Raw genomic sequence first — 24,612 nt, 5'->3', positions numbered from 1 at the left:
GGCTCCTTGTTGACCGTGCAGCGTTCGGGTGCAGTGCTCAGATCCAGCCCAGCCAGCGCCACCACGTCGCGGCGAACAGCAGCAACAACACGTAGCCGACGACGGTCAGCACGATGCCCACGCGTGCGAACTGCTTCGCCGTGAACGTTTCGGTGGCGAGGCACACCATGTTTTGCGGCGCGTTGATCGGCAGGATGAAGCCGAAGCTCACGACGTAGCCGAGCAGCATGGTGAGGCCGAGCCGGTTGAAATCGCCCTGCATGGATTGCAGCACGGACACGAGAATCGGCAGCATCGCGGACGTGAGCGCCGTTGCGCTCGCAAAACCGAGGTGGATGAGGATGAGGAAGGCCGAGAGAATCGCGAAGGCCATGAACGGCGTGGCGGTGTCGAGCCCCGTGTGATGGGCGACGAGGTCGCCGAGCCATTGGCCCGCCTTCGTCGTGAGCAGCGCCGTGCCGAGGCTGATGCCCACGCCGAACACGATCACCGTGCCCCACGGAATACGGCTTTGCACGGTCTTCCAGTCCATCACGCCAAAGCGCGGCAACAGCAGCAGCACGAGCCCCACGTAGGTGACCGAGGTGGTGTCGAACGGATGCAGCTTGCCTTCGGTCGCCCAGAAGAGCAGCAGGCCGATGGAAACTCCGAGCAGGCGCTTTTGCGGGCCTGTCATGGGGCCGAGTTCGCGCAGCGAGGCTTCGACGGCTTCCTTGCCGCCCGCGATGGCGTCGGCCTCCGGCGGCAGCATCTTCAAGACGATGAACAGCAGCGCCGCCGACATCACGATCGCCCAGGGCGCGCCCGCGACGAGCCAGTCGAGCCACGTCACGCGTGCGCCGAGCATCTTGTCCATGAAGCCCACGGTCAGCAGATTCTGCGCGGCGGCAGTCTGGATGCCGACGTTCCAGATGCTCGTGGCTTGCGCGACCACGATCATGATGCCCGCGGCGATGTTCGAGCGCTTGTCCACTCCGAACGCCGAGATCACGCCCACCATGATCGGCACGACGCAGGCACTGCGCGCGGTGGCGCTCGGCACTACGAGCGAGAGCACGATGGTCACGGCGACCGCGCCGATCAAAATGCGCCGCGTGGTGGTGCCGATGAGCGAAAGCGTGACGAGCGCAATGCGCCGGTCGAGACCGGTGACGGTCATCGCGGCCGAGATGAAGAGGGCGCCGGCCACGAGTGCGAGCGCGGAATTGGAGAAGCCCGCGAGCGCCATGCTGATGGCTTTGTTGGTGCCGTAATCGACAGCGGGGTTTTCGATGGTGGGCGCGGTGCCCACGAGAAACGCCATGAGCGAGGTGATGATGATGGCGCTCGCTTCGTACGAGACCGCTTCGGTGAGCCACACGACCACGGCGAACGCGAGGATCGCGAGCATGCGCTGGCCGGCGGGCGGCAGGCTATCGGGCAGGGGCAAAAGCAGCACGACGACGAGCGCGATCACGCCCGCGATCAGGCCCACAGGGATGCCCTTTTTCTGCGGCGCGGCGCTCGCTTTGGCGGCTGGCTGGGGTGCATTCACGGCGGTGACTCCATGGTGGGCATGCACGCGGCATGGCTTGCGATGGCATCTGGCCGAGCGCGTGCAGCGTCGAAAAGCGGCGATGTTGTAGCTTGCGAACGAGTCGGCGCATTCGCTTCGCGGATGGTACTGCCATTCGACTGATGAAGCGTTTAGTGTGTACGGCGGGGCCAGGCGAGCGCGCAGGCGGGGGAAGGGCAGCGCTGCAGCATGCTGCGGGTGATGCGGGCAGTTGATGATGACGGCTGTTTTAACCGGCAAGACAGCCGGTTAAAACAGCCGCTGACGCGAATTACTGGCTGGCGCCAGCAGCGGCGTTAGCTTTCTTCTGTGCGTCCTGCAGATTCTGCGGATAGTTCGGGTCGTTCAACGCCGGCTTGTAGCCCGCGTCTTCCAGCTTCTTCAGCTCGGCGTTGTTCTTTGCGCGGGCCTCCTTGCGTTCGGCCTTGCGCTGCGCTTTGGCCTGGGCCTTGGCTTGCGCCTTCTGTTCCTTGGTGAGCGGTTGCGAGGCCATGGCCGCGGCCGCGGAGGGGGCGCTGGCTTCCGTTTGTGCGAACGCCGGCGCGGCAGCGCCGATCAGGAATGCGGCGCTAGCCGCGGCGAGAGTCAGCTTGCTGGTGATGGAGCGCATTGATTCCCCTAAAGATTGGTTTGAACGACTTGCCCAGGGATGGGAGGACCGGCGCACACGGCTGCGGCGCGCCCGTCACTGTCACTCAATGTAATCGATCCCCGCCAAAGGCGGTAGCAAGCGCTGACCCTGGCTTGCCGGTAGCCGCGGCCGCTACCCCGGCGGCCTCACCGGGCGTTCAGGCGCCGAGCTTCGCGGCTGCCGCCGCGACTACGCGCGCGCGTTCGGCGAGCGAGGCGGCTGTCTGCGCGCGCAACCTTTGCACGATCGCACGCGGCGCGCTGGCGGGGTCGCCCGCATCGAACGGCGGCGCCGGTGCGTACTCCAGCTCGAGCTGGAGCGCCTGGGCGGCTTCGTCGCCGATCAGCTCGGCGGCGAGCGTCAATGCGAAATCGATACCCGCGGTGATGCCGCCGCCGGTCAGCACGTTACCGTCGCGCACCACGCGCGCTTTCACGGGCAGCGCGCCGAGCGGTTCCAGCAGTTCGTGGAAGGCCCAGTGCGTGGTCGCGCGGCGCCCGCGCAGCAGCCCGGCCGCGCCGAGCACGAGCGCACCCGTGCAAACCGAGGTGACGTAGCGCGCGGTGCTCGCCTGGCGGCGCAGGAACGCGAGCGTCTCGTCGTCGGGAATCAGCTGGGAGACGCCGCTGCCGCCAGGCACGCAGATCACGTCGAGCGGCGGGCAGTCCTCGAAGGTCGTGTCGGGCGTGAGCATGAGGCCGGTGCTCGAGCGCACCGGATCGAGCGTCTTCCAGATGAGCCGCGCCCGGGTGTCCGGCATCGAGGCGAGTACGTCGTACGGGCCCGTCAGGTCGAGCTGTTGAACGTTCGGAAATGAGAGGAATCCGATCTGCAGTGCCATGTGGTGTTCCCGGTCAAGGTTGGACTGTCGAAAAGGGCCGACGGTGTGCCGATGATGCGGAAATCACTGTATTCTCGCCGCGGCCCGCAACCATGCCAAAAACCGCGCAAAAACTGCCAGCGGCGCACGCGCGAGCCGCAATCGGAAAGCATTCATCGATCAGGACACGCGCCGCGTGCAGCCGCCGCTTAATTTCCGGCAGCTGAAGCAGCGCGTTTACCGCTTCAGATTGGCTGCTTCGAACTCAGGCCGGCAGCTTGCGGAACGTGACCGCGATGCGGTTCCAGCCGTTGATCGCGATGATCAGCAACGTGAGGTCGGCGATCTCCTGATCGCTGAAATGCGGCTTCACGCGTTCCCAAACCTCGTCGGGCACGTGCGTTTGCGCGAGCAGCGTGACCGATTCGGTCCATTCGAGCGCCGCGCGCTCGCGCTCGGTGAAGAACGGCGTCTCGCGCCACACCGATACGGTGGCGAGCCGGCGATCGGTTTCGCCGCCTTTGCGGGCATCCGCGGTGTGCATGTCCACGCAATATGCGCAGCCGTTGATCTGCGAAGCACGCAGACGCACCAGTTCCGCGAGTGGCTTTTCGATCGAGCTTTTGCTCGCGCGCTCTTCGAGCGCAATCATGGCCTTCGTGCCTTCCGGGCTGGCCTTGTAGAAATCCAGACGTGCCTGCATGAGCGTTCACCTGTCGAGTTGAATATCGTGGCGCTGTCGTCGACAGCGAGGTCGACAACGATGCTTTGGACTTGCGAATTGCGTAACCACAGGGGCACTTTAGGCGTTACGCTGGCGCGTTCACATAGCCATTCTGGCAATATTTCGGGTGACCACTTTCACCCCCGTCGAGCGCTACCTGCAGCGTCATCATGGAACTCCACGTCACCGTGTCGGGCCGCCGCGACCTCGCGGGCCAGATCTATCGCCAGTTGCGCGACAGCATCGTCGATGGCCGCCTGGCCGGGGGCACCCGCCTGCCGTCCACGCGCGACCTCGCCTTGCAGCTCGGCGTTTCGCGCAAGACTACGCTCGACGTATTCGAACGGCTGCTCGCCGAAGGCTATCTGAACTCGCGGCGCGGCTCGGGCACATTCGTGGCCGAAACGCTCGAACGCCTGCCCGCGCGCGAGCATGGTCATCCGAATCCGCAGATACGCGCGGCCACCGCCGCCATCGCTATCGCGCGTGCCGGTGGGGCGCCGCGCGCGGCGCGGGCCACGCCGTGGTGGCAGGCGCAAGCCGAGGTGTTGCACGGTTCGCTGCCGCGCCTCGACACGCGGCTCGCCTGCGACTTCGCGGGCGGCGTCACCGACAAGTCGCGTTTTCCGTTCGACATCTGGCGGCGCTGCATCAACGACGCGCTGCGCGTGCAGGCGCGCGGTTACGGCATGTATCGCGATCCGGCGGGCGAGGAGAAGCTGCGCCTTGCGGTGTCGCGCTATCTCGCTTTCAACCGGGCGGTGCAGGGTAACTGGCAGGACGTGATCGTCACGCAAGGCGCTCAGCAGGCGCTCGATCTGCTCGCGCGCGTCACGCTCACACCGGGCGACGTCGTCGTCGTGGAGGACCCGGGCTATCCGCCCGCGCGCGATGTCTTTGCCGCGCTCGGCGCGAAGGTCGTGCCGGTGCCGGTGGATCGCGACGGGCTCGTCGTCGCACGGCTGCCTAAGGCGGCGCGGCTCGTCTACGTGACGCCCTCGCACCAGTTTCCGCTCGGCATGCCGCTGAGTCTCGAGCGGCGCGTCGCGCTGCTCGAATGGGCGCAGGCGAGCGGCGCGCTCGTGATCGAAGACGACTACGACTGCGAATACCGCTTCGAGGGCCGCTCGATGGAGCCGCTCAAAAGCCTCGACAACGCCGGCCTCGTGGCCTACGTCGGCACGTTTTCGAAGACCATGTTCCCCGAGTTGCGGGTGGGCTACATGGTGCCGCCTGCCGCGCTGGCGGCGCCGCTCGCCCGCGCGCGGCAGATTGGCGATGCGCACGGCTGCGTGCTCACGCAGACGGCGCTCGCCGACTTCATGCTCAACGGCCATTTCGCGCGCCATTTGCGGCGCATGCATCAGACCTACGCGCAGCGCCGCGACGTGCTGCTCGCGCATCTATGCGGGCCGCTTGCGCCGTGGCTCGAACCTGTCACGCCAAACACGGCGGGGTTGCACCTCGCGGCGCGGCTCGTCGCGCCGCTCGATGCCGCGGCCGTGGCGCAGGCCGCGCGCCGCGCGTCGATCGGCCTGCATCCGCTCGCGCCGTTTCATCTCGAAGCGCCCGTGCAGAGCGGTTTTCTATTCGGTTACGGCGGGGTCGACGCCGAGCGTATCGACGCCGCGCTGACGTCGCTCGCCACGCTGCTGCGCACGCTTTGACTGCATCTTGCCGTCGCAGCGACACCGGCATGGCAGCCGAAATCACGCAAAAACGCGATACGTATGGCGTTTTCCTGACGAACGGGCCGGTGCATCGTGCCGGCCGAAGCGCCCCGTGCGTCAGTGATCCGGGTGCGCCAGGTGCACGTTTACCCCTGTAAACAGGCGTCAAAATGTGATCGAGAGTCAGCGCCGCGCAACAAAATCGTAACGACAATGCAAAAGCTTCACGCAAAACGCTTGCGCGTATGTAGAATCCGCCGTTGAAGCACGTGCATTCCGCAGTGCTTCTTCGATTCACTGACCAACACTGGTAGGAGAAACATGCCGACTTCCGCAAAGAAAGTGGCCGCAAAAAAGGCAGCTGCCCCGGCCAAGAAGGTTGCCGCAAAGAAAGCGCCCGCCACCAAGACGGCCGCAGCTAAGAAGGTCGCCGTGAAGGCGTCCGGCGCACCGACGCCGATCAAGGACACCTTCACGAAGGCCTCGCTGGCTACCCACGTCGCTGAGCGTGCAGGCGTCGAGCCGAAGGCTGCCAAGGCCGTGCTCGCCGCGCTGGAAGACACGATCCTCGGTTCGGTCCACAAGAAGGGCGCTGGCGAATTCACGCTGTCGGGCCTTCTGAAGATCGTCGTCCAGGCCGTGCCGGCGAAGAAGAAGCGCTTCGGCAAGGATCCGTTCACGGGCGAAGAACGCTGGTTCCCGGCGAAGCCCGCATCGGTCCGCATCAAGGCGCGCGCCCTGAAGAAGCTGAAGGACGCAGCAGCAGCCTGATTGCGCTGATTGCGCTTGAAGCCGCGGCCTTCGGGTAGCGGCTACCCGTCAGTACCAAAAAATCCCCGTTGGCGTCGAGCCCTCGGGGATTTTTCATTTGGTGCATGCAATGCACCATGGTGTTGACCAGCTATGTTCTAATGTTATGGATGATATTCGGTATGATATCCCTTGGATGACGGCATAGTTATCGTCATGTAGGGTGGTATAGACCAGGCCATTCATACATCCATAGCAAAGTATTATGCTTGTATCCGACCTCAGTTTGCGCCAGGTGGAAGCGTTTCGCGCGTTGATGCAGTGGCGCACGGTCACGCGCGCGGCACAGGTGCTCGGCATTTCGCAGCCCGCGGTGAGCCGCTTGCTTGCCGACTTCGAAGCGAAGGTGGGGTTCGCGCTTTTCGAGCGGCGCCAGGGGCGTTTGCTGCCGACCGTCGAGGCCCATACGCTGCAAGACGAAGTCGAGCGCGCGTTCTTCGGTTTCGAGCGCGTGGCTCAGGCGGCCGCGCAGATTCGCGCGCAACGGCGCGGTGTCGTGCGTGTCGCTGCTTCAGCGGATCTTTGCGCCGACTTTCTGCCGCGCGTGGCCGCGGCGTTTGCGAGCGAGCACGAAGGCGTCGATTTCGAACTGCTGACTGGCGAAGCCGCCGGGATTGCCGAGCGCGTGGCGGCACAGCGTTGCGATCTCGGTTTTGCCGCGCAAGCCGTCGCGCATCCCGGCGCGCGTCTCGAGTATCTGGGCGAATGGCCGCTGCGCTGCATCGTGCCGCGCGGACACCGGCTCGCGCGCAAGCGTGTGATACATGCGCAAGACTGCGGGGGCGAACGCTTTATTTCGTTTGCCGCGGCGAGCGAGGCGCGTCTCTCCATCGACCGGCATTTTGCCGAATGCGGGGTGGCGCGCGAGCCCGGCGTCGAAGCGGCGCTCGCGCAATCCGTCGTGGCGATGGTGGAAGCGGGAATGGGCATCGCGCTCGTCGACGCGTTGACGGCCCAGCACGCGAGCGCGCGGGTGAGCGTGAAGCGCTTTACGCCTGCGCTGTCGAGCGCGCTCCATGTCGTGCGCAGCACGCAGCGCGCGGCGACGGCATTGAGCGACGCATTCGTGTGGCATGCAACAGCCGCGCTGGCACGGCTGCGCTGAGCTTTTCACGCGTGGAAAAGGCCGGTAAAGAGCGCAAGGCCGTGCGCACAGACGGCCTTGCGTGAACAGCTGTGGAGGATCGCTTCAAAAACCCCATGGGCATAAAAAAACCAGCCAGGACATGCGCCCGAGGCTGGTTTGTGCAGCGTGCAGTTTTTAGCTGCCTGGTCTCGCCCGCTTCGCCGGAACGGCTCGTCAGCCGGTCCCGGCGCCGGGCCGAAGCCCGGAGTAAAGCGTTGCTTAGAACTTGTGGCGGATGCCCAGGCTGACCAGGGTCTGCGAGCTCGAAGCCGAGTTGAAGCCGTACGAGCCGATGGCTGCGCCAGCGGTCGACGTGGTGCTGGGCGTCGTGCTGTCGCCCGGGTTGCGCTGCGTGCCGTTGGCGTGCTGCCATGCCGCGACAGCGTACAGGTCGGTGCGCTTCGACAGGTTGTAGTCTGCGCCGAGCGAAACCTGGTTGTAGGTGTTCGACGTGTCGCCCGAGCCGTGCGTCCAGGTGTAGCCGAGGCCGAGCAGCAGCGCCGGGTTCAGCTGATAGCCGAGGAAGCCGGCAGCAATGTTGTACTTCTGGGTCGATTCAAACTGCGAGTAGCCGTCCGACTTGAACTGGACATTGCTGTAACGTGCGCCGAACGTGAACGGACCTGCGACGTACTGAGCGGCGATCGAAGCGGTGCCGATCGATTTGGCCGAAGCGTAGCCTGCCGTAATCTGGTTGTCGAACACAGCGCCAGACGTTGCGCCCGAAGCCCAGCCCACCGAGCTCACGCCGTCCTTCGTCGTCGTGCGGGACGCCAGCGTCGAGCCGTTGTCCATCTTGTAATAGCCTGCGGCAACATTGAACGAGCCGATGCCGTACGTGGCTGCACCGCCCCAGCTCTGGCCGGAACCGGTCGCGCCAGCAACGCCGCCCAGTGCATACATGCCTTCGAACTGGAAGCCTTGCAGAACCGGCGAAACGTACTTGATGCCGCTGTTCGTACGCGAGCTGTTGTCGTTGTTGTCGACGTCACCCGGCGTTGCAAACGTGCTGCCGAAGTAGTTGTCGGCGGTCAGCGGCTGAACCATGTCGACGAGCGGGTCGTACTGACGGCCGAGCGTCACCGTGCCAAATTGCTCGTGCGTCAGGCCGACGTATGCCTGACGGCCGAACATCAGGCCACCCTGACCGAGCGTGCCGTTGTTGATGTCAAAGCCGTTTTCCAATTGGAAAATCGCCTTCAGGCCGCCGCCCAGATCTTCCGTACCCTTCAAGCCCCAGCGGTTGCCCGACAGGTTGCCGCCGGCGAGGCCGACCAGATTCGAGTTCTTGCCGCTGGCGTCCATCGTGTTGTGGGCCCACTGGATCGATTCGTCGATCACACCATAGAGGGTCACGCTGCTTTGAGCGTGCGCGGTGCCGGCTGCGGCCAGGAGGGCCAGCGAGAGGGTCGAGAGAGCGACTCGTTTCATTCTGTTTTCTCCACGCAAAGATTGTGTAGTTGTTGCGCGTTGGAGAATAACGCAGCAGGCCAGGCGACCTGAAATGAAAAAATAAAGATTGTAGCGAAAACCTGACACCGGCCAGAATCCGTTGTCAGACGGGGCCTCCGTCCATTATGCCGTTTTAGGAAATATTGGATTGTTGATCGAGCATTATTGTTGTTTTTGATAAAAGTTCCGTAAACAGCCGTTATTTCTTCGCCTTGCTGCGACCTTCGGTAGCAGCTTCAATGGGCGTGGCGGCGGTGGAGTGACGACGCCTGCCTGCGGCCGTCATGGCGAGCGCCGCGCTCGCGACGAACAGCACCGAACGCCAGGGATGGCGCTTCACATAGCGGTCGGCGGCGGCGACCGTGCGGCCCGCGTGGACCAGCGTGAGCGCGGCCGCGTAGGTGGCGCTGTCCTCCACGCGCACGACCGAACGGCGGATCTGTAGCCCCGATTTCAGCCTCCCGAACGCGCCGCCATGCGCGCTCGCGCGCCCGATCGCGCCGAGCGGAGTTTCCGATAGTGTCGATCTGTCTGCCGTAACGGCGGCCGCCAAGGCCGCGGGCATTGCTGTGGCGGCTGCGCCGCCGTTTCCGATCGGCGCAGCCGATGGCGCCAGGGCTGCGGCGGGACGTTCCGCACGCTTCGTGTCGTGTCGCGCGACGATGGTGGAGGCGGCGAGCACCGAGGCCAGCTTGGCGCGGCTGCCGGGCGGCGTTTCCTCAAGGAAACCCCACGCGCCGCGCGGGTCGTGCAGGCGTCCGCGCGCGGCCGAGAACTCCGCGCCGAGCAGGAGCACCGCCGCTGAAAAATAGAGCCACATGAGCAGCACGGCGAGCGAGCCGGCTGCGCCGAAGGCCGTTGCCATGCCTGCGTGCGCGAGATAGAGCGCGAACAGCTTTTTGCCCGCCGAAAACAGCACCGCCGCGACGACGCCGCCCACCATCGCGTCGCGCCAGCGCACGTTGGCGTCGGGCAGGAAGCGCAGCAGGGCGCCGAATGCGACGGCCAGTACCACGAGCCCTACGCCAAGCTGCATCAGGTTGCCGATGATCACATAAGGAGAATTGCCCCAGAGCCACTGGCCGACGAACGTAATGGCCGTGTCGAGCACGAGCGAGACGATCAGCAGGAACGCGACCCCCAGCACGAGGCTGAACGAAATGAGGCGCACGCGTACGAGCGCCATCACGCTGGAGGGACGCTGCCCGTCCGGCGGCCAGACGATATTCAGCGCGGAATTGAGCGAGGAGAAGGTTGCGGACGCGCCGATCACGAGCAGGGCGAGCGAGATGATCGCCGCGACGCCGCCCTTGCCGCCCGCCCGGTGCGCGTTCTGCACGATGGTGGTGATGCCCGCGGCCGCGTCGTCGCCGAGCACGTTGTGGACCTGGCGGAAGAGTTCGCCGCGCGCGGCATCGTCGCCGAAGAACCAGCCGGCCACGGCAATCACCATCACGAGGGTGGGCGCGAGCGAAAACGCCGAGTAGAACGCGATGCTCGCCGCGAGCGACGGGCAGCGATTGGCGATGAACTGGCGCAACGCGCCCACCACCCACGAAGCTTCCTTGCGCGCGGCGGACTGCAGTCGTTCGGTGGAAAGCGTTGACATGATGGAGTGCCCCGCGGGAGTGGTGCTTCAGTGGTTCGTTTTCGTCACACAGATGGCGCATTCGCCAGTCAATATTAGCAAGCGTGGTTCCCGGGCGGCCTCGCACTGCCCGCGCGTTGCGCTTGCGAGCATCCAGTGCGATCCGTCTCCCAAAACGTCTTATACTGAAAAAACTCACAACCAGGCCGAGGACGAATCATGCTGCAGATGTCCCGGCGTCAGTTCCTCAAGATCACGGCAACGTCGCTGGCGGGTTCCAGCCTTGCATTGATGGGTTTCGCGCCCGACAACGCACTTGCCGAGGTCCGACAATACAAACTGGCGCGCACCACTGAAACCCGCAATACCTGCCCGTACTGCTCGGTTGGTTGCGGGATCCTCATGTACGGTCTCGGCGATGGCGCGAAGAATGCTACGACGAGCATCATCCATATCGAGGGCGATCCCGATCACCCCGTCAATCGCGGCACGCTGTGCCCGAAGGGCGCGAGCCTGATCGATTTCATTCATAGCGAGAGCCGCCTCAAATATCCCGAGTACCGGGCGGCCGGCTCGAACGAGTGGAAACGCATGTCGTGGGATGAGGCGCTCGACCGTATCGCGAAGCTGATGAAGGAAGATCGCGATGCGAACTTCGTCGAGAAAACCGCCGACGGCAAGACAGTGAACCGCTGGCTGACCACGGGCATGCTGGCTGCATCGGCAAGCAGCAACGAAGTCGGCTATCTCACGCACAAAGTGGCCCGCAGCATGGGCCTGCTCGCATTCGACAACCAGGCGCGTGTCTGACACGGCCCGACGGTGGCAGGTCTTGCCCCGACGTTTGGCCGTGGAGCGATGACGAACCATTGGGTCGACATTCGCAATGCGGACGTGATTCTGGTGATGGGCGGCAATGCAGCCGAGGCGCACCCATGCGGCTTCAAGTGGGTCACGGAGGCGAAGGCGCACCGTGGTGCGCGGCTCATCGTGGTGGACCCGCGCTTCACGCGCACGGCATCGGTCGCGGACTTCTACGCGCCGATCCGCACCGGCACGGACATCGCCTTCCTCGGCGCGGTGATCAACTATTTGCTCACCAACGACAAGATCCAGCATGAGTACGTGAAGAACTACACGGACTTCTCGTTCATCGTGCGCGAAGACTTCGCATTCAACGACGGCATTTTTTCGGGCTACGATGCGCAAAAGCATTCGTACCCGGACAAGTCGTCGTGGAACTACGAGCTTGGCGACGACGGCTTCGTGAAGACCGACGACACGCTGCAGAATCCGCGCTGCGTGTACCAGTTGCTCAAGCAGCATTACTCGCGCTACACGCCCGAGATGGTCGAGAAAGTGTGCGGCACGCCGAAGGACAAATTCCTCAAGGTATGCGAAATGCTGGCGAGCACGGCCGTGCCGGGCCGCGCGGCCACGATCATGTATGCGCTCGGCTGGACCCATCACTCGATCGGCTCGCAGAATATCCGCACCGGCGCGATGGTGCAGCTCCTGCTCGGCAACATCGGCATTGCGGGCGGCGGCATGAACGCGCTGCGCGGCCACTCGAACATCCAGGGGCTGACCGACCTCGGGCTCATGTCGAACCTGCTCACGGGCTACATGACGCTGCCGTTCGAAGCGGAGCAGGACTACGACGACTACATCAAGAAGCGCGCCTCGCAGCCCATGCGGCCGAACCAGCTCAGCTACTGGCAGCATTACGGCGCGTTCTTCGTGAGCTTCATGAAGTCGTGGTGGGGCGACGCGGCCACCAAGGACAACAACTGGGGCTACGACTGGCTGCCCAAGCTCGACAAGCCGTACGACCTGCTGCAGACCATCGAGTTGATGAATCAGGGCAAGGTCAACGGCTATATCTGCCAGGGCTTCAACGTCATGGCGTCCTCCCCGAACAAGGCCAAGACCGTCTCGGCGCTCAGCAAGCTCAAGTGGCTCGTCATCATGGACCCGCTCGCCATCGAGACTGCCGAGTTCTGGAAGAAGTATGGCGACTATAACGACGTCGATCCGACTTCGATTCAAACCGAAGTGTTCCGTTTGCCCACTACGTGCTTTGCGGAAGAAAACGGCTCGCTCGTGAGTTCGAGCCGTGTGCTGCAATGGCACTGGAAGGGCGCGGAGCCGCCGGGCGAGGCGAAGAGCGACCTCGAGATCATGTCGGGCCTGTTCCTGCGCATGCGCGCCGCGTATCAGAAGGACGGCGGCAAGCTGCCAGATCCGATCGTCAAGCTCGACTGGCCGTATTCGGATCCTGCGAGTCCCACGCCGGAAGAACTGGCGAAGGAGTACAACGGCCGCGCACTCGCCGATCAGACCGACGCGAAAGATCCCACCAGGGTGCTCGTGAAGAAGGGCGAGCAGCTCTCGGCCTTCGCCCAGTTGAAGGACGATGGCACGACCGCGAGCGGCTGCTGGATCTTCTGCGGCGCGTGGACCCAGTCGGGCAACCAGATGGGCCGGCGCGACAACGACGACCCCACGGGCATCGGACAGACGCTCAACTGGGCCTGGGCGTGGCCCGCGAACCGGCGCGTGCTGTACAACCGCGCCTCGTGCGACGTGGCGGGCAAGCCCTTCGATCCCACCCGCAAGCTGATTGCGTGGAACGGCAGCGCATGGACGGGCGCGGACATACCCGACTACAAGGTCGATGAAGCGCCCGATCAGGGCATGGGGCCGTTCATCATGAACCCCGAGGGCGTGGCGCGTTTCTTCGCCCGCGACGGCATGAACGAAGGTCCGTTCCCTGAGCATTACGAACCGTTCGAGAACCCGCTCGGCTATAACCCGTTCCACCCGAACAACCCGCTCGCCACGAGCAATCCGGCGGCGCGCGTGTTCCCCGACGACCGCAAGACGTTTGGAACCGCGCAGCAGTTCCCGCATGTGGCGACCACGTACCGGCTCACCGAGCACTTCCACTTCTGGACGAAACACGCCCGGCTGAACGCGATCATTCAGCCGCAGCAGTTCGTCGAGATTGGCGAGGCGCTCGCGAAGGAGGTAGGCGTGGTGGCGGGCGAGCGCGTGAAGGTGTCGAGCAATCGTGGCTATCTGGTCGCGGTGGCGGTGGTCACCAAGCGCATCAAACCGCTGACCATCGAAGGCAAGACCGTGCATCAGGTTGGCGTTCCGCTGCACTGGGGCTTCAAGGGGCTCACGCACCCGGGCTATCTGACGAATACGCTCACGCCGCCCGTGGGCGACGGCAATTCGCAGACGCCCGAGTTCAAGTCGTTCCTCGTGAAGGTCGAAAAGGCATAGGGGGACGACGACATGGCATGGCAATCACTTGACGTCAAACGCCTTTCCGCGACCACCTCGGAGCCGCCCGGCGTGCGCGAGCCGGTTACCGGCACGGTCGCGAAGCTCATCGACGTGTCTAAATGCATCGGCTGCAAGGCGTGTCAGACCGCGTGCATGGAGTGGAACGATCTGCGTGACGAAATCGGCGTCAATACGGGCGTCTACGACAATCCGCACGATCTCACCGAGCACTCGTGGACCGTGATGCGCTTCACGGAATACGAAAACGAACAGGGCAACCTCGAATGGCTGATCCGCAAGGACGGCTGCATGCATTGCGAAGACCCGGGTTGTTTGAAGGCGTGTCCCGCGCCGGGCGCGATCGTGCAGTATACGAACGGCATCGTCGACTTCCACCAGGAAAACTGCATCGGCTGCGGCAATTGCATTACCGGCTGCCCGTTCAATATTCCTCGCATGTCGAGCGAGCGCCGCGTATACAAGTGCACGCTCTGCTCGGACCGCGTGGCCGTGGGACAGGAGCCCGCGTGCGTGAAGACCTGTCCGACCGGCGCGATCGTCTTCGGTACCAAGGAAGACATGAAGCAGCATGCGGCCGAGCGCATCGTGGACCTCAAGGAGCGCGGCTTCGAGAACGCCGGGCTTTATGACCCGCCGGGCGTGAGCGGCACGCACGTGATGTACGTGCTGCATCACGCAGACCGGCCGCAGCTTTATGCCGGACTGCCGCAGGATCCGCACATCAGCCCGATGGTGCGGCTCTGGAAGGGCGTGGCCAAGCCGATTGGGCTCGCCATCATGGCGTTCACCGCACTGGCCGGCTTCTTCCATTACACGCGGGTTGGCCCGAACGAAGTGACGGCTGAAGACGAAGCCGCGGCGCGCGATGAGGCGCGGCGCATGCGTGGCGAACCACCCGAGGAGCGCGGCGATGAAAGACGATGAACCGCAATTGATCGAGCGCTACACGCCCAACGAGCGCAGCAACCACTGGATCACTGCAATCTGTTTCATTCTGCTCGCGCTATCGGGCCTCGCGATGTTTCACCCGGCCATGGCATTTTTGTACGCGGTGCTCGGCGGCGGCCAGTGGACGCGCGTTCTCCACCCGTTCATCGGCGTGGTGATGTTCGTCTCGTTCCTGATCCTTGCGCTGCGCTTCTGGCATCACAACTATCTGGACAAAGACGACATCCAGTGGATGAAACAGATGGGCGACGTGCTCAACAACCGCGAAGACAGGCTGCCCGAAATCGGCCGCTACAATGCGGGCCAGAAGCTGTTATTCTTTGCGATGGTGGTTTGCCTCGTGCTGTTGCTCTTGAGCGGCATCGTGATCTGGCGGCGATATTTTTCGATCTACTTTCCGATCGAAATTATCCGGCTCTCTTCGTTGGTGCATGCGATAGCGGCATTCGTGCTGATCTGCGGCATCATCATTCATATTTATGCCGCCATATGGGTGAAGGGGTCGATCGGTGCGATGACGCGCGGTTACGTCACCTGGGGCTGGGCGAGAAAGCATCATCCGCGCTGGTTCCGCGAGAGCATCAAGTAACGCACAGGCTGCGCGCCGCCTGCCGCGCCGTGTGGCTAAGGCAGTGACGGCGCGAGCGGCAAACCGCCGGCGCCCGTGAGGGCACGGCGGTTTTTTCCTTTGTGAAGCCGTTCTGGAGCAGACCCGTCGTGACGCAACGCATTCTCGATCCGCAGCAAATCGAATCGCTCGATCCTTCGGCCATTCCGCGCATTCGTCTACCCGAGCGCGTCGCCTTTTTCAGTACGCGCGCCGTGCGCCTGCGGCATCTCGCGGACCACAATCCCATTGGCGGCTACGTGCGGCTCATGGCGGCGCTCGTCGATGCGCAGCAGGAAGCGCTCGAACATTGCAGCGCATCCATGCCTTCGCGCGAAGCCATTGCGAACGCGCAGCATCACTCCATGCCGATACTGCCCGCGCTCTCCGGCGAGCGTGATCCGCAATGGCACGCCGTGCTGTTGCGTCTCGCCGATCGGGTCGAAGCGGCCGGAACGGTCGCGCCTGCGCTCGCCAAAGTGCTTGGCGACTTGCGCGCCATGACCGAAGGGCAACTGGAAGCCCAGGCCGATGCGCTTCTCGCACAGCGCTACACAGAAGTCGCGCCCGCCACCGCCCCGTTCATCATGGCCGCGCTGCAGGTGGTGTGGACCGACCTCGCGAGCCGTATCGACGTGCGCGACGTGCCCTATGTCGACGCACCGGGCGTATGCCCCGTGTGCGGGTCGCCGCCCGTTGCCAGCATCGTGCGCATTGGCGGCGTGTATCAGGGCTATCGGTTTGCACAATGCGGCCTGTGCGGTACCGAGGCGCATGTGGTGCGCGTGAAGTGCACGAACTGCAATTCGACCAAGGGCATTGCGTATCACGGCATCGAGGGAGGCAATGCCGCACTCAAGGCCGAATCGTGCGACGAATGCCATACGTACCGCAAGATCGGCTATCAGGAGAAGGCGCTCGATTTCGAGCCGCTGGCCGACGATCTGGCGAGCCTCACGCTCGATCTGCTGATGAGCGATGCGGGCTACCGTCGCGCGAGCCCGAATCCGTTGCTATGGCCCGAAGTGCCTGGCGACCAGTAAGGAGCCGCGTACGCCATGAGTGCAACCGTGGGTCAAGCAGCGGAGCGCGACGCGCACGCCCTTCATGCGCTGCTCGCGAAAATGCCGGCGGTCGAGCGCGTGATTGCCTCGGAGCAAGCGCAGCCGCTGATAGCGCAATATGGACGCACCCAGGTGCTCGACGCGATACGCGCCACGCAGGACGGCTGGCGCCGCGATGTGCGAACTGGCGTGCTGGCGCATGAAAACAAGGATGCCGAACCATTTTCGCTCGAACGCGTCATCGCGGCGACCACGCAACGGTTGTCCGCGCGCGCGCAGAGCCGCTTGCGTCCGGTCTTCAATCTCACGGGTACCGTGCTGCATACGAATCTCGGCCGCGCGCTGCTGCCCGAAGAAGCCGTCAAAGCCGTGGCGCAGGCGCTCACGCAACCCGCAAATCTCGAATTCGATCTCGCCAGCGGCAAGCGCGGGGACCGCGACGACCTGATCGACTCGCTGATTTGCGAATTGACGGGAGCCGAAGCCGCGACCGTCGTGAACAACAACGCGGCGGCCGTGCTGCTGCTGTTGAGCGCACTCGCCAATCGCAAGGAAGTCGTCGTTTCGCGCGGCGAACTGGTCGAGATCGGCGGCGCGTTTCGCATTCCCGACATCATGAGCCGGGCGGGCGCACGCTTGCGCGAGATCGGCACGACGAACCGCACGCATCTCAAGGATTACGAAGCGGCCATCAACGCGCGCACCGCGCTCCTGATGAAGGTACATTGCAGCAACTACGCGATCAGCGGCTTTACAAAGACTGTCGAACTCGATGAACTCGCGCCGCTGGCGCGTCAGCACGGTCTGCCCGTAGCGGTCGATCTGGGCAGCGGAACGCTCGTCGATCTCGCGCAGTGGGGCTTGCCGGCAGAGCCCACGGTGCGTGCGACCGTGGAAGCGGGCGCGGACCTCGTGACCTTCAGCGGCGACAAGCTGCTCGGCGGCCCGCAGGCAGGGCTGATCGTCGGACGCAAGGAATTCATCGCGAAGATCAAGAAGCATCCGCTCAAACGCGCGTTGCGGGTCGGCAAGCTCACGCTTGCTGCACTGGAGCCGGTGTTGCGGCTCTATCAGGCGCCTGAGTTCTTGCGGGAGCGGCTCACTACGCTGCGCCTTCTCACACGGCCGGCCTTGCAAATGCAAGAGGCTGCCGAGCGCGCGCTGCCCGCGTTCCAGCGCGCCATAGGCGAAGCGTATGCTGCGAGCGTCGAGCCGATGTTCAGCCAGATCGGCAGTGGCGCGCTGCCCGTGGACGTGCTGCCGAGCAGCGGGCTGGTCGTGCGCCATACGGGTAAGGGCGGCAGTGGCCGTGCGCTGCTCAAGCTCGAGCGTGCCTTGCGCGAACTGCCGCGGCCCGTGATCGGCCGCATCGCCGACGACGCGCTGCGTCTGGACCTGCGCTGCCTCGAACCCGCGGACGAAGCGGCGTTCGCGGCGCAATTCGCGGAGCTGCGTCTGTGATCGTCGGCACGGCGGGGCACATCGACCACGGCAAGACCACGCTGGTCCGCGCGTTGACCGGCGTGGACACCGACCGCCTGAAAGAAGAGAAGGCGCGCGGCATTTCGATCGAACTGGGCTACGCGTACCTGCCGCTCGCCAACGGCGACGTGCTTGGCTTCATTGATGTGCCCGGCCACGAAAAGCTCGTCCATACGATGGCGGCGGGTGCGTGCGGCATCGACTTCGCGTTGCTCGTGATTGCTGCCGACGACGGCGTGATGCCGCAAACGCGCGAGCATCTTGCCATTCTGCAACTGCTGGGCGTGCAGCAAGGCGCCATAGCGCTGACCAAGTGCGATCGCGTGGATGCGGCGCGGCTTGCCGCCGTGCGTGCCGGAATCGCTGCCTGGCTTGCCAACACGATGCTTGCGGATGCGCCTGTATTCGAGACCCATGCCACGCGGCCGCATGACGAAGGCGTGGCGCGCCTCGACGCGTGGTTGCGCGAGCGCGCGAGTACATGGCGGGCGCGAAGAGACGACGGGCTCTTTCGCCTGGCAGTGGATCGCGTATTTACGCTGACGGGCCAGGGGACGGTGGTGACGGGCACCGTATTCGCCGGGCGCGTACAGGCGGGTGACACGCTCGTGCTCGCACCCGCCGGCACGTCAGTGCGCGTGCGCGGCCTGCATGCGCAGAATCGCGCGGTGCATGCCGGCGACGCGGGGCACGCAGGTCAGCGTTGCGCGCTCAATCTTGCGGGCATCGACAAGGAGCAGATTGCGCGCGGCGACTGGATCGTCGATACGCGGCTGGCCGAGCCGGCCGTGCGTCTCGACGTCGAACTGCAGTTGCTCGACGACGCGGGCATCACGTTGCAGCACTGGGCGCCGCTTCATGTGCATCTTGGCACGACGCATCGCGTTGCGAACGTCGCGTTGCTCGAAGGCGAAACGCTCGCGCCGGGCGCGGTTGCCCGCGTACAGCTCGTGTTCGATGCGCCGTTGCACGCGTTGCCGGGAGACCGCTTCATTGTCCGTAACGCGCAGGCGAACCATACCGTGGGTGGCGGGCGTGTGCTCGATCCGTTCGGCCCGTCGCGGCGGCGCCGGACGCCAGAACGGCGTGCATGGCTCGACGCGTTGCGCACGTGGCTCGACGAAGCGAGCCTGGCACCGCTAATCGACGAAGCGCCGCGCGGCATTGCGCGCGCGGTCTTGGTGCAGTTGACCGGTTACGACGATGCCGCGCTCGCTTTGCCCGCCGATGCGATTTCCATCGCACCGCAAGGACGCGGCGACGAAGGCGCCGTGATCGCACAAGCGCACTGGACGCGGCTCACCGAGCGCATTGTCGAAGCGCTCGCCGAGTTTCATGCACGCTTGCCCGATGAGCAGGGGCCGGACGCGGCACGGTTGCGCCGCATGGCGGCGCCGCTCGTGAGCGATGCGGTGTGGCGCGCCGCGATTGAAGCGCTCGAGCGCGAGAGGCGCGTGGCACGCAGTGGCCCGTGGCTGCATTTGCCGTCGCATGCGGTGACGCTCGACGCCGATGACGAAGCGCTAGCCGCGCGCCTCATGCCGCTGCTCGCGCAAGGGCGTTTTGATCCGCCGTGGGTGCGGGACCTCGCGCGCGAGACACGGCAGCCGGAGGAGAAGGTGCGCGCGCTGCTGCGCAAGCTCGCGCGCCTTGGTATGGTGTATCAGGTCGTGCGCGATCTCTTTTACGATCGCGACGTGGTGCAGGCGCTCGCGCGTGTTGTCGCGCAGATTGCCGGGGAGCAGGGCGGCGTGGTGAATGCCGCGGCGTTTCGCGACGCCACGGCATTGGGCCGCAAACGCGCGATCCAGATTCTGGAGTACTTCGACCGCGTTGGATATACTCGCTTTCAGCGCAATACGCATCTGCTGCGGCACGATAGCCGGATGCGCGAATGGTTGTAGACACACCGATATGTGCGTGCGGTTGCAGGTGGTTGGGTTTGACGAAGGAAGGCATTCGTATCCGGTGGTACGGCCAGGCTTCAAACCTGGTTGGGGGCGTCAGCCGCTCCCGGGTCAGTTCGACTCTGGCTGCCTTCCGCCCTATGGGCCTTCCGGGCCATTCTGACCCCTAGGCCCGAGCCGGTTATCGCGGGCGATCTCCAGACACTCACTGGATCAGATCTGCAGCCGCTCGAGCACCTCGAGGAACAGCAACACGGCAATGAGGATGCCAATCCATCTCACAGTGAGCCGCAGATTAAGGAGCGTCGGTCCCAGTGAGTTCACGGCATCCGCAACGAGCTTCGCCGCGGCCTCGCCGCCACTCGCCGCTGTGCCGCGCAATGATGCCGTTGCAAAGTCGATCCGAAGGTTGGTGACAAAGCCGGTTGCGATATTCGGCCATTCGATCGTGTCGTCGCTGTCGTTGGGCCGGAGAAAGAGCCGAGGCTGGCGTGCTGGGTTAGCCGCTGGACTTTCGGCCGTGTAGATATGGCGCATTGCCAGCCCCAACTCTACCGCGCCGAGCTGGCCTTCCGAGATCGCCTGCGCAAGCACTTGCAGACAGGCGGGGGGGATGTGGCAGGCGAGCCACCACTGCTCGAGTTCTCCGGTTTCGTCGTCGGCGGAATTGAAACCCAGGCGGGCAGTACCGAGCGCCACATCGGACAACGAATTACCCAGTTCGTCTTCCAGCGCGCGCAAACCAAGCCGGTCAGCCGTGCTGACGTCGCGGGCCTCGAACGACACCTGGAGCGTGCGCGTCGCTTGCTCAGGGGCGCCAATGATCGAGAGCTCCTGCCCGTCAAGGTGTGCCACGCCGTGTAGCGTAGTGGATAGTATCGGTTGCCGGTCTCCGTCTAGGGGCTCGACAAGTTGTTGCGCCACCTGAAGCTGCCCCAGCTTCAACCACATCGACATGGCCGGGTGATACGTGCGCTTCTCGTTGTCGCGCCCGACGAATTCAAGGGCGTGATCTTTCCGCTCAACGAGATTCAGCACGGCCCTTTTTTCCAGATAATCCATGACCTACTCCCGCCGCCAAGTACGCCAGGCACGCCAAGTCCCTCGCCGGTAAAGAAACCAGGAGGTGAGTGTCGTCCGTTTGAGCGCGGGAATCGGGGAGCGTCTGCGGTTTTCGCATTTTCGCGCCGGACGTGAATACGCGGGATTGTACCCATCTGCAAGTTCGCCCTATATGCCAAAGAGCACATAAGAACGACGATTCAATCCTCAGATTTATTCAACGGGCCACGCCCGGTCGCTCTCGCGCTCGCCGTAACGCGCCGAAGCATTGCCGCCATTGAAATATCAATGAAAGCAATTGCGCTGCACCATGCACCGCTTTTCAGCGCGCGAGCGCCGCGTGACACACCGCTTGTGTGGGCGAGGACACACTCCATCGTTCGTCAGGACCGCGACTGCACAACGCGCTGGGTTTGCCCTACTGCAAGTGTAGGGAGGTGACCCATCGCAGGTCCCGCTGCCCAAATCCAAAATCCTGATACGGGCCAGTGTGACGGTTGCATGAGCCCGCATTGGCAGTAGAACGCGCCGTACAGCGCGTAACGCGCTGGTTGACCCCAAGGACGGAGGTCATATGTTCAGCATCCGCATGTGTCGCAACAGCATGGCAGCAGTGCTATGCATGATGTTTGCGATTCCCTCATTCTCCCAGTCGTTCATGGTTCAATGCCCACCGACCACGCCATCCCATCCGACGGCGCTGGCAGCGGGCGCCGGCGAACCGCCCTACACGGGACCGTCCTTCACAGGCCAGACTTCGGCATCGACGGGTGTCGTCAACGGTGCGATCAAGTGCCAGCAGATCTCGGGTGGCGACGGTTACGCGACGATGGCCAATGGCGTGCAGACCTATCTGTTCGCTTTCGGGCCGCTGTCCGGTCTCGCCGATATCAAGGCGGGCCTGCCCGGCACGCAGTTCGCCTCGGTGTTCAACACCGTCGGCGACCCCAGAACAGATCCGACCTATAACGGCGCGGTCGGTCTCACGCCCGATCCGGAATCCGTTCCGCCCGGTCAGCTCACCGGCCATGTGGACCCGCGGCCGATCATGGATATCGGCGTGATGAACGGCAACGAGCCCGCGCCGATGATGGCGATCGACGAGGACGACGAGTTTTTCCTCACGCTGACCAACGTCGGCATGATCATGCGTCCCGACCTGTTCGAGAAGCACACGGTGCACTTTCACGGCTATCCGAATGCCTCGTCGTTCTATGACGGTGTGCCGGACGCGTCGGTTGCGATCAACATCGGCGCGAGCTTCACGTACTACTACCTCGCGCCGGATGCGGGCACCTACTTCTGGCACTGCCACATCACGCCGCCGGAGCACCTGCAGATGGGCATGGTCGGCCAGATCTTCGTGCGGCCGCGCCAGAACCGGGTGCCTGCAGGCCAGTCGCTGTACCAGTCGCTGGTGTTGCAGCAACAGGATCTGCGCACGCGGTGCGGCACCGACATTCTGTGCTCGACGCCGCTGCCGGCGCAGAACGGCGTGCTGCACGCGAACAACCTGAGCGGAACGCCCACGCTTTACGCCTACAACGACGGCGACGGCTCGACCGCCTACGACGTCGAGTATCCGGTGCAGATTCATGGCTTCGATCCGAACTTCCACTTCGTAGGCATGACGTTCAATCCGGAGCCGTTCACCGACATGAAAGACAAGTTCTTCATGCTCAATGGCCGCAGCTATCCCGACACCGTGAATCCGAGTCCGCTTTCGACGCCGGCGTCGGACGGCGTGCCGCGTTTCTCGCAACCGCTGCCGTCGCTGATCAATATTCCAGTCGGGGGCAAGGTACTGCTGCGGATCTCCGACCTCGACGTCACCGAATATCAGACGCTCGCGTCGCTAGGCATTCCGATGCACGTGGTTGCCGTCAATGCACGGCTGCTGCGGGACATGGCTGGCAACGACATGACCTACTACACGAACTCGATCACGCTCGGTGGCGGGGAGTCGCTCGATCTGATTCTCGACGCCAGCGACACGACGAAGTATCAGTCAGGGCAGGTCTTCTACCTGTACACGCCGAATCTGGATCATCTGGCGAACGATCAGGAAAACTTCGGAGGCCTGATGACTGAGGTGCACATCTGCAGGTCAGTGGACCCGAAGACGAAGGTCTGCACGCTATGAGACGCCTCTTGCACTCGATGAAAACCGTTCACGGCTGACCCGCCATGGACTCGGCCAGAAAGTCCTGCACTTAGGAGAAGAGCCGTGGGACACATCACTTACCGCATAGGAACCGCGACCCTCGCGCGCCTCGGACGGCTTGCACGGTTCGGCGTGGCGGCGCTCGCTGCGCTCTTCTGCATGCAGGTGCATGCGGCCGCGCCCGGCATCACGGGCACGCATTTCGACCTGCGCGCCGAGGCGAACCGCATCACGCAGCCGGACGGCAATAGCGTTTATTCGTGGGGCTACGGCTGCAATACCGCGCCGGCCGGATTTTCGCCGCCTAATATTGCCGGTGCGAACTGTCCCACCATGCAGATTCCCGGCCCCACGCTGATCGTCAACCAGGGCGACATCGTCACGGTGACGCTCACCAACAATCTGCCGGCGGCGGCGGGCAATACGTCGATTCTCTTTCCGGGTTTCGACGTCTGCATGGGCGCCATCGATCCGACAACGAAGGTCTGCTCCGGCACGCCGACCGGCGTGCAGGGGCTGCTCACGCGCGAGGCGTCCCATACCGTCACGGTCACCTACAGCTTCGTCGCCGCCACAGCCGGCACGCACGCCTACTACAGCGGCACGCAGGGCGATCTGCAGATCGAGATGGGCCTGTATGGCGCGATCATCGTGCTGCCGACTTCGTCGCCCGGCACGCTCGCCGTGCCGACCGGCTGCAACCCGATCCAGGGGACGCGCAAGCTGCTGGACGGCCAGCCCGATTTCCGCCACGCCGCCGCAGCCTACAACCACAGCGCAGCGTGCTACGACCGCGAATATCTGTTTCAGTTTTCCGAAGTGGATCCGCGCATTCACGCCCAGGCGGAGCAGCAGGCAGGCAACGCGTGCACGAGCCCGACCGGCTGCATGACCGTGGAGACGGAGCCCTATCACCCGGCGTACTTCATGGTGAACGGACGCTCGATGCCGGACGACATGGACCCGAACTACGCGGCGCAGTATCCGAATCAGCCGTACAACGGCAACCCGCACATGCACCCCGGCGAGCTGGTCCTGCTGCGTATTATCGGCACGGGCCGATGGCAGCATCCGTTCCACGAGCACGGCAACCACGTGCGCGTGCTCGCGCGCGACGGCAACATGCTGCTCGCGAAGACGGACGCAACCAAGGTCGCGGGCCCGCTGCTGTTCACGACCACCACGACGCCGGGCCTTGCGATGGACGGGATCTTCTACTGGACGGGCAAGGGCCTGAACTGGGACGTGTACGGGCATTATCCCGGCGACGGCAGCGTTTGCATCCCGGATGCAAACGGCTACTACACGGCAGACCCCACAGCGCCGAACTACTACGAGTGGTGCGCGGATCACAACAAGGCGCTCGAAGCGCATCCGTTCGGCAAGGTGGGGAGCGGCGGCCCGGTGACATTGCCCGACTCGCACGTGCTGACCAACGGCTTCTGGTATGGCGGCAGCCCTTATCTGGGACCGGATGCGACGATCCGCGCGACCGCGCCCACGGGCACGACACCGCCAAGCGGCACAGTGGTGAATCCGCCGCAAACGGAAGCCGGCTTTGCATTCATGTGGCACTCGCACAACGAGCGCGAGATCACCACGAACAACATCTTCCCTGGCGGAATGATGATGATGATGCTCGTTGATCCACAAGCGTTCCTGATCGACGAATCGAATTAGAGGCGGG

General features: G+C 64.2%; 18 protein-coding genes and 1 tRNA gene. 12 read left to right on the top strand and 7 right to left on the bottom strand.

Annotated features, from left to right (window positions below):
• Positions 1–37: 37 nt before the first annotated feature.
• The 4 genes from C7411_RS15165 to C7411_RS15150 form a co-directional block, all read right to left on the bottom strand.
• Entirely contained in the window at positions 38–1,534 is a 1,497-nt protein-coding gene (locus C7411_RS15165; RefSeq protein WP_110385097.1) for a DASS family sodium-coupled anion symporter, read from the bottom strand.
• Positions 1,535–1,826: 292 nt separating this feature from the next.
• Positions 1,827–2,165 (bottom strand): DUF4148 domain-containing protein, encoded by a 339-nt coding sequence (locus tag C7411_RS15160; protein ID WP_110385096.1) that lies wholly within the window; start codon positions 2,163–2,165, stop codon positions 1,827–1,829.
• A 178-nt stretch (positions 2,166–2,343) separates the two neighbouring features.
• The gene (locus tag C7411_RS15155) at positions 2,344–3,027 is read right to left on the bottom strand and encodes a DJ-1/PfpI family protein (protein WP_110385095.1); all 684 of its coding nucleotides are present in this window, start codon (positions 3,025–3,027) and stop codon (positions 2,344–2,346) included.
• Between the two features lie 244 nt (positions 3,028–3,271).
• A complete protein-coding gene (locus C7411_RS15150; RefSeq protein ID WP_110385094.1) occupies positions 3,272–3,709 on the bottom strand; it encodes a carboxymuconolactone decarboxylase family protein in 438 nt (145 codons plus the stop codon).
• 191 nt (positions 3,710–3,900) lie between these two features.
• On the opposite strand from C7411_RS15150, the gene pdxR reads away from it, so the two are divergent.
• The 3 genes from pdxR to C7411_RS15130 all read left to right on the top strand — a co-directional run bounded on the left by pdxR (position 3,901) and on the right by C7411_RS15130 (position 7,315).
• Positions 3,901–5,397 (top strand): MocR-like pyridoxine biosynthesis transcription factor PdxR, encoded by a 1,497-nt coding sequence (pdxR, locus tag C7411_RS15145; protein WP_110385093.1) that lies wholly within the window; start codon positions 3,901–3,903, stop codon positions 5,395–5,397.
• Positions 5,398–5,721: 324 nt separating this feature from the next.
• Positions 5,722–6,171: an HU family DNA-binding protein gene (locus tag C7411_RS15135; protein ID WP_028205533.1), complete on the top strand. Its 450-nt coding sequence runs from the start codon at positions 5,722–5,724 to the stop codon at positions 6,169–6,171.
• A 244-nt stretch (positions 6,172–6,415) separates the two neighbouring features.
• A complete protein-coding gene (locus C7411_RS15130; RefSeq protein ID WP_110385092.1) occupies positions 6,416–7,315 on the top strand; it encodes a LysR substrate-binding domain-containing protein in 900 nt (299 codons plus the stop codon).
• 240 nt (positions 7,316–7,555) lie between these two features.
• Here the strand turns inward: C7411_RS15130 and C7411_RS15125 are convergent, their stop codons facing one another.
• Together C7411_RS15125 and C7411_RS15120 are read right to left on the bottom strand one after the other, a co-directional pair.
• Positions 7,556–8,767, bottom strand: coding sequence for a porin (locus C7411_RS15125; RefSeq protein WP_110385091.1), 1,212 nt, complete (start codon positions 8,765–8,767; stop codon positions 7,556–7,558).
• Positions 8,768–8,987: 220 nt separating this feature from the next.
• Positions 8,988–10,397 (bottom strand): YihY/virulence factor BrkB family protein, encoded by a 1,410-nt coding sequence (locus C7411_RS15120; RefSeq protein ID WP_110385090.1) that lies wholly within the window; start codon positions 10,395–10,397, stop codon positions 8,988–8,990.
• Between the two features lie 198 nt (positions 10,398–10,595).
• Here C7411_RS15120 and fdnG point away from each other — a divergent pair, with 198 nt between their 5' ends.
• From fdnG to C7411_RS15085, 7 genes are all read left to right on the top strand, one after another.
• Positions 10,596–13,667 (top strand): formate dehydrogenase-N subunit alpha, encoded by a 3,072-nt coding sequence (fdnG, locus tag C7411_RS15115; protein WP_110385089.1) that lies wholly within the window; start codon positions 10,596–10,598, stop codon positions 13,665–13,667.
• A 12-nt stretch (positions 13,668–13,679) separates the two neighbouring features.
• Positions 13,680–14,615, top strand: coding sequence for a formate dehydrogenase subunit beta (fdxH, locus tag C7411_RS15110; RefSeq protein WP_110385088.1), 936 nt, complete (start codon positions 13,680–13,682; stop codon positions 14,613–14,615).
• A complete protein-coding gene (locus tag C7411_RS15105) occupies positions 14,602–15,228 on the top strand; it encodes a formate dehydrogenase subunit gamma (protein WP_110385087.1) in 627 nt (208 codons plus the stop codon). The genes fdxH and C7411_RS15105 overlap by 14 nt, the downstream gene beginning before the upstream one ends.
• Before the next feature lie 128 nt (positions 15,229–15,356).
• Positions 15,357–16,289, top strand: a complete 933-nt coding sequence (gene fdhE / locus C7411_RS15100) for a formate dehydrogenase accessory protein FdhE (RefSeq protein ID WP_110385086.1) — start codon at positions 15,357–15,359, stop codon at positions 16,287–16,289.
• Positions 16,290–16,304: 15 nt separating this feature from the next.
• Positions 16,305–17,771 (top strand): L-seryl-tRNA(Sec) selenium transferase, encoded by a 1,467-nt coding sequence (gene selA / locus C7411_RS15095; protein WP_110385085.1) that lies wholly within the window; start codon positions 16,305–16,307, stop codon positions 17,769–17,771.
• The gene (gene selB, locus C7411_RS15090; protein WP_110385084.1) at positions 17,768–19,696 is read left to right on the top strand and encodes a selenocysteine-specific translation elongation factor; all 1,929 of its coding nucleotides are present in this window, start codon (positions 17,768–17,770) and stop codon (positions 19,694–19,696) included. Before selA ends, selB begins: the two co-directional genes overlap by 4 nt.
• Before the next feature lie 46 nt (positions 19,697–19,742).
• Positions 19,743–19,835, top strand: a tRNA-Sec gene (locus C7411_RS15085).
• A 77-nt stretch (positions 19,836–19,912) separates the two neighbouring features.
• On the opposite strand, the gene C7411_RS15080 is transcribed toward C7411_RS15085, so the two are convergent.
• Entirely contained in the window at positions 19,913–20,761 is an 849-nt protein-coding gene (locus C7411_RS15080) for a hypothetical protein (protein WP_110385083.1), read from the bottom strand.
• Between the two features lie 574 nt (positions 20,762–21,335).
• Between C7411_RS15080 and C7411_RS15075 the strand changes: the two genes are divergently transcribed.
• Both C7411_RS15075 and C7411_RS15070 read left to right on the top strand, forming a co-directional pair.
• Complete coding sequence (locus C7411_RS15075; RefSeq protein WP_110385082.1) at positions 21,336–22,904, top strand: multicopper oxidase domain-containing protein; 1,569 nt, start codon at positions 21,336–21,338, stop codon at positions 22,902–22,904.
• Positions 22,905–22,988: 84 nt separating this feature from the next.
• A complete protein-coding gene (locus C7411_RS15070) occupies positions 22,989–24,605 on the top strand; it encodes a multicopper oxidase family protein (protein WP_373682590.1) in 1,617 nt (538 codons plus the stop codon).
• Positions 24,606–24,612 lie beyond the last annotated feature (7 nt).

The sequence above is a fragment of the Paraburkholderia silvatlantica genome, from assembly GCF_003096715.1.
Lineage (GTDB): Bacteria > Pseudomonadota > Gammaproteobacteria > Burkholderiales > Burkholderiaceae > Paraburkholderia > Paraburkholderia silvatlantica.
The sequence above is the reverse complement of the archived record's forward strand: the minus strand, read 5'-3'. Positions and strand labels throughout refer to the sequence as shown.

Bases quoted from the DNA above. Each gene is read 5' to 3' on its own strand.
- C7411_RS15160 (WP_110385096.1), bottom strand. From the start codon at position 2,165: ATGCGCTCCATCACCAGCAAGCTGACTCTCGCCGCGGCTAGCGCCGCA.
- C7411_RS15155 (WP_110385095.1), bottom strand. From the start codon at position 3,027: ATGGCACTGCAGATCGGATTCCTCTCATTTCCGAACGTTCAACAGCTC.
- C7411_RS15150 (WP_110385094.1), bottom strand. From the start codon at position 3,709: ATGCAGGCACGTCTGGATTTCTACAAGGCCAGCCCGGAAGGCACGAAG.
- pdxR (WP_110385093.1), top strand. From the start codon at position 3,901: ATGGAACTCCACGTCACCGTGTCGGGCCGCCGCGACCTCGCGGGCCAG.
- C7411_RS15135 (WP_028205533.1), top strand. From the start codon at position 5,722: ATGCCGACTTCCGCAAAGAAAGTGGCCGCAAAAAAGGCAGCTGCCCCG.
- C7411_RS15130 (WP_110385092.1), top strand. From the start codon at position 6,416: ATGCTTGTATCCGACCTCAGTTTGCGCCAGGTGGAAGCGTTTCGCGCG.
- C7411_RS15125 (WP_110385091.1), bottom strand. From the start codon at position 8,767: ATGAAACGAGTCGCTCTCTCGACCCTCTCGCTGGCCCTCCTGGCCGCA.
- C7411_RS15120 (WP_110385090.1), bottom strand. From the start codon at position 10,397: ATGTCAACGCTTTCCACCGAACGACTGCAGTCCGCCGCGCGCAAGGAA.
- fdxH (WP_110385088.1), top strand. From the start codon at position 13,680: ATGGCATGGCAATCACTTGACGTCAAACGCCTTTCCGCGACCACCTCG.
- C7411_RS15105 (WP_110385087.1), top strand. From the start codon at position 14,602: ATGAAAGACGATGAACCGCAATTGATCGAGCGCTACACGCCCAACGAG.
- selA (WP_110385085.1), top strand. From the start codon at position 16,305: ATGAGTGCAACCGTGGGTCAAGCAGCGGAGCGCGACGCGCACGCCCTT.
- C7411_RS15080 (WP_110385083.1), bottom strand. From the start codon at position 20,761: ATGGATTATCTGGAAAAAAGGGCCGTGCTGAATCTCGTTGAGCGGAAA.
- C7411_RS15075 (WP_110385082.1), top strand. From the start codon at position 21,336: ATGTTCAGCATCCGCATGTGTCGCAACAGCATGGCAGCAGTGCTATGC.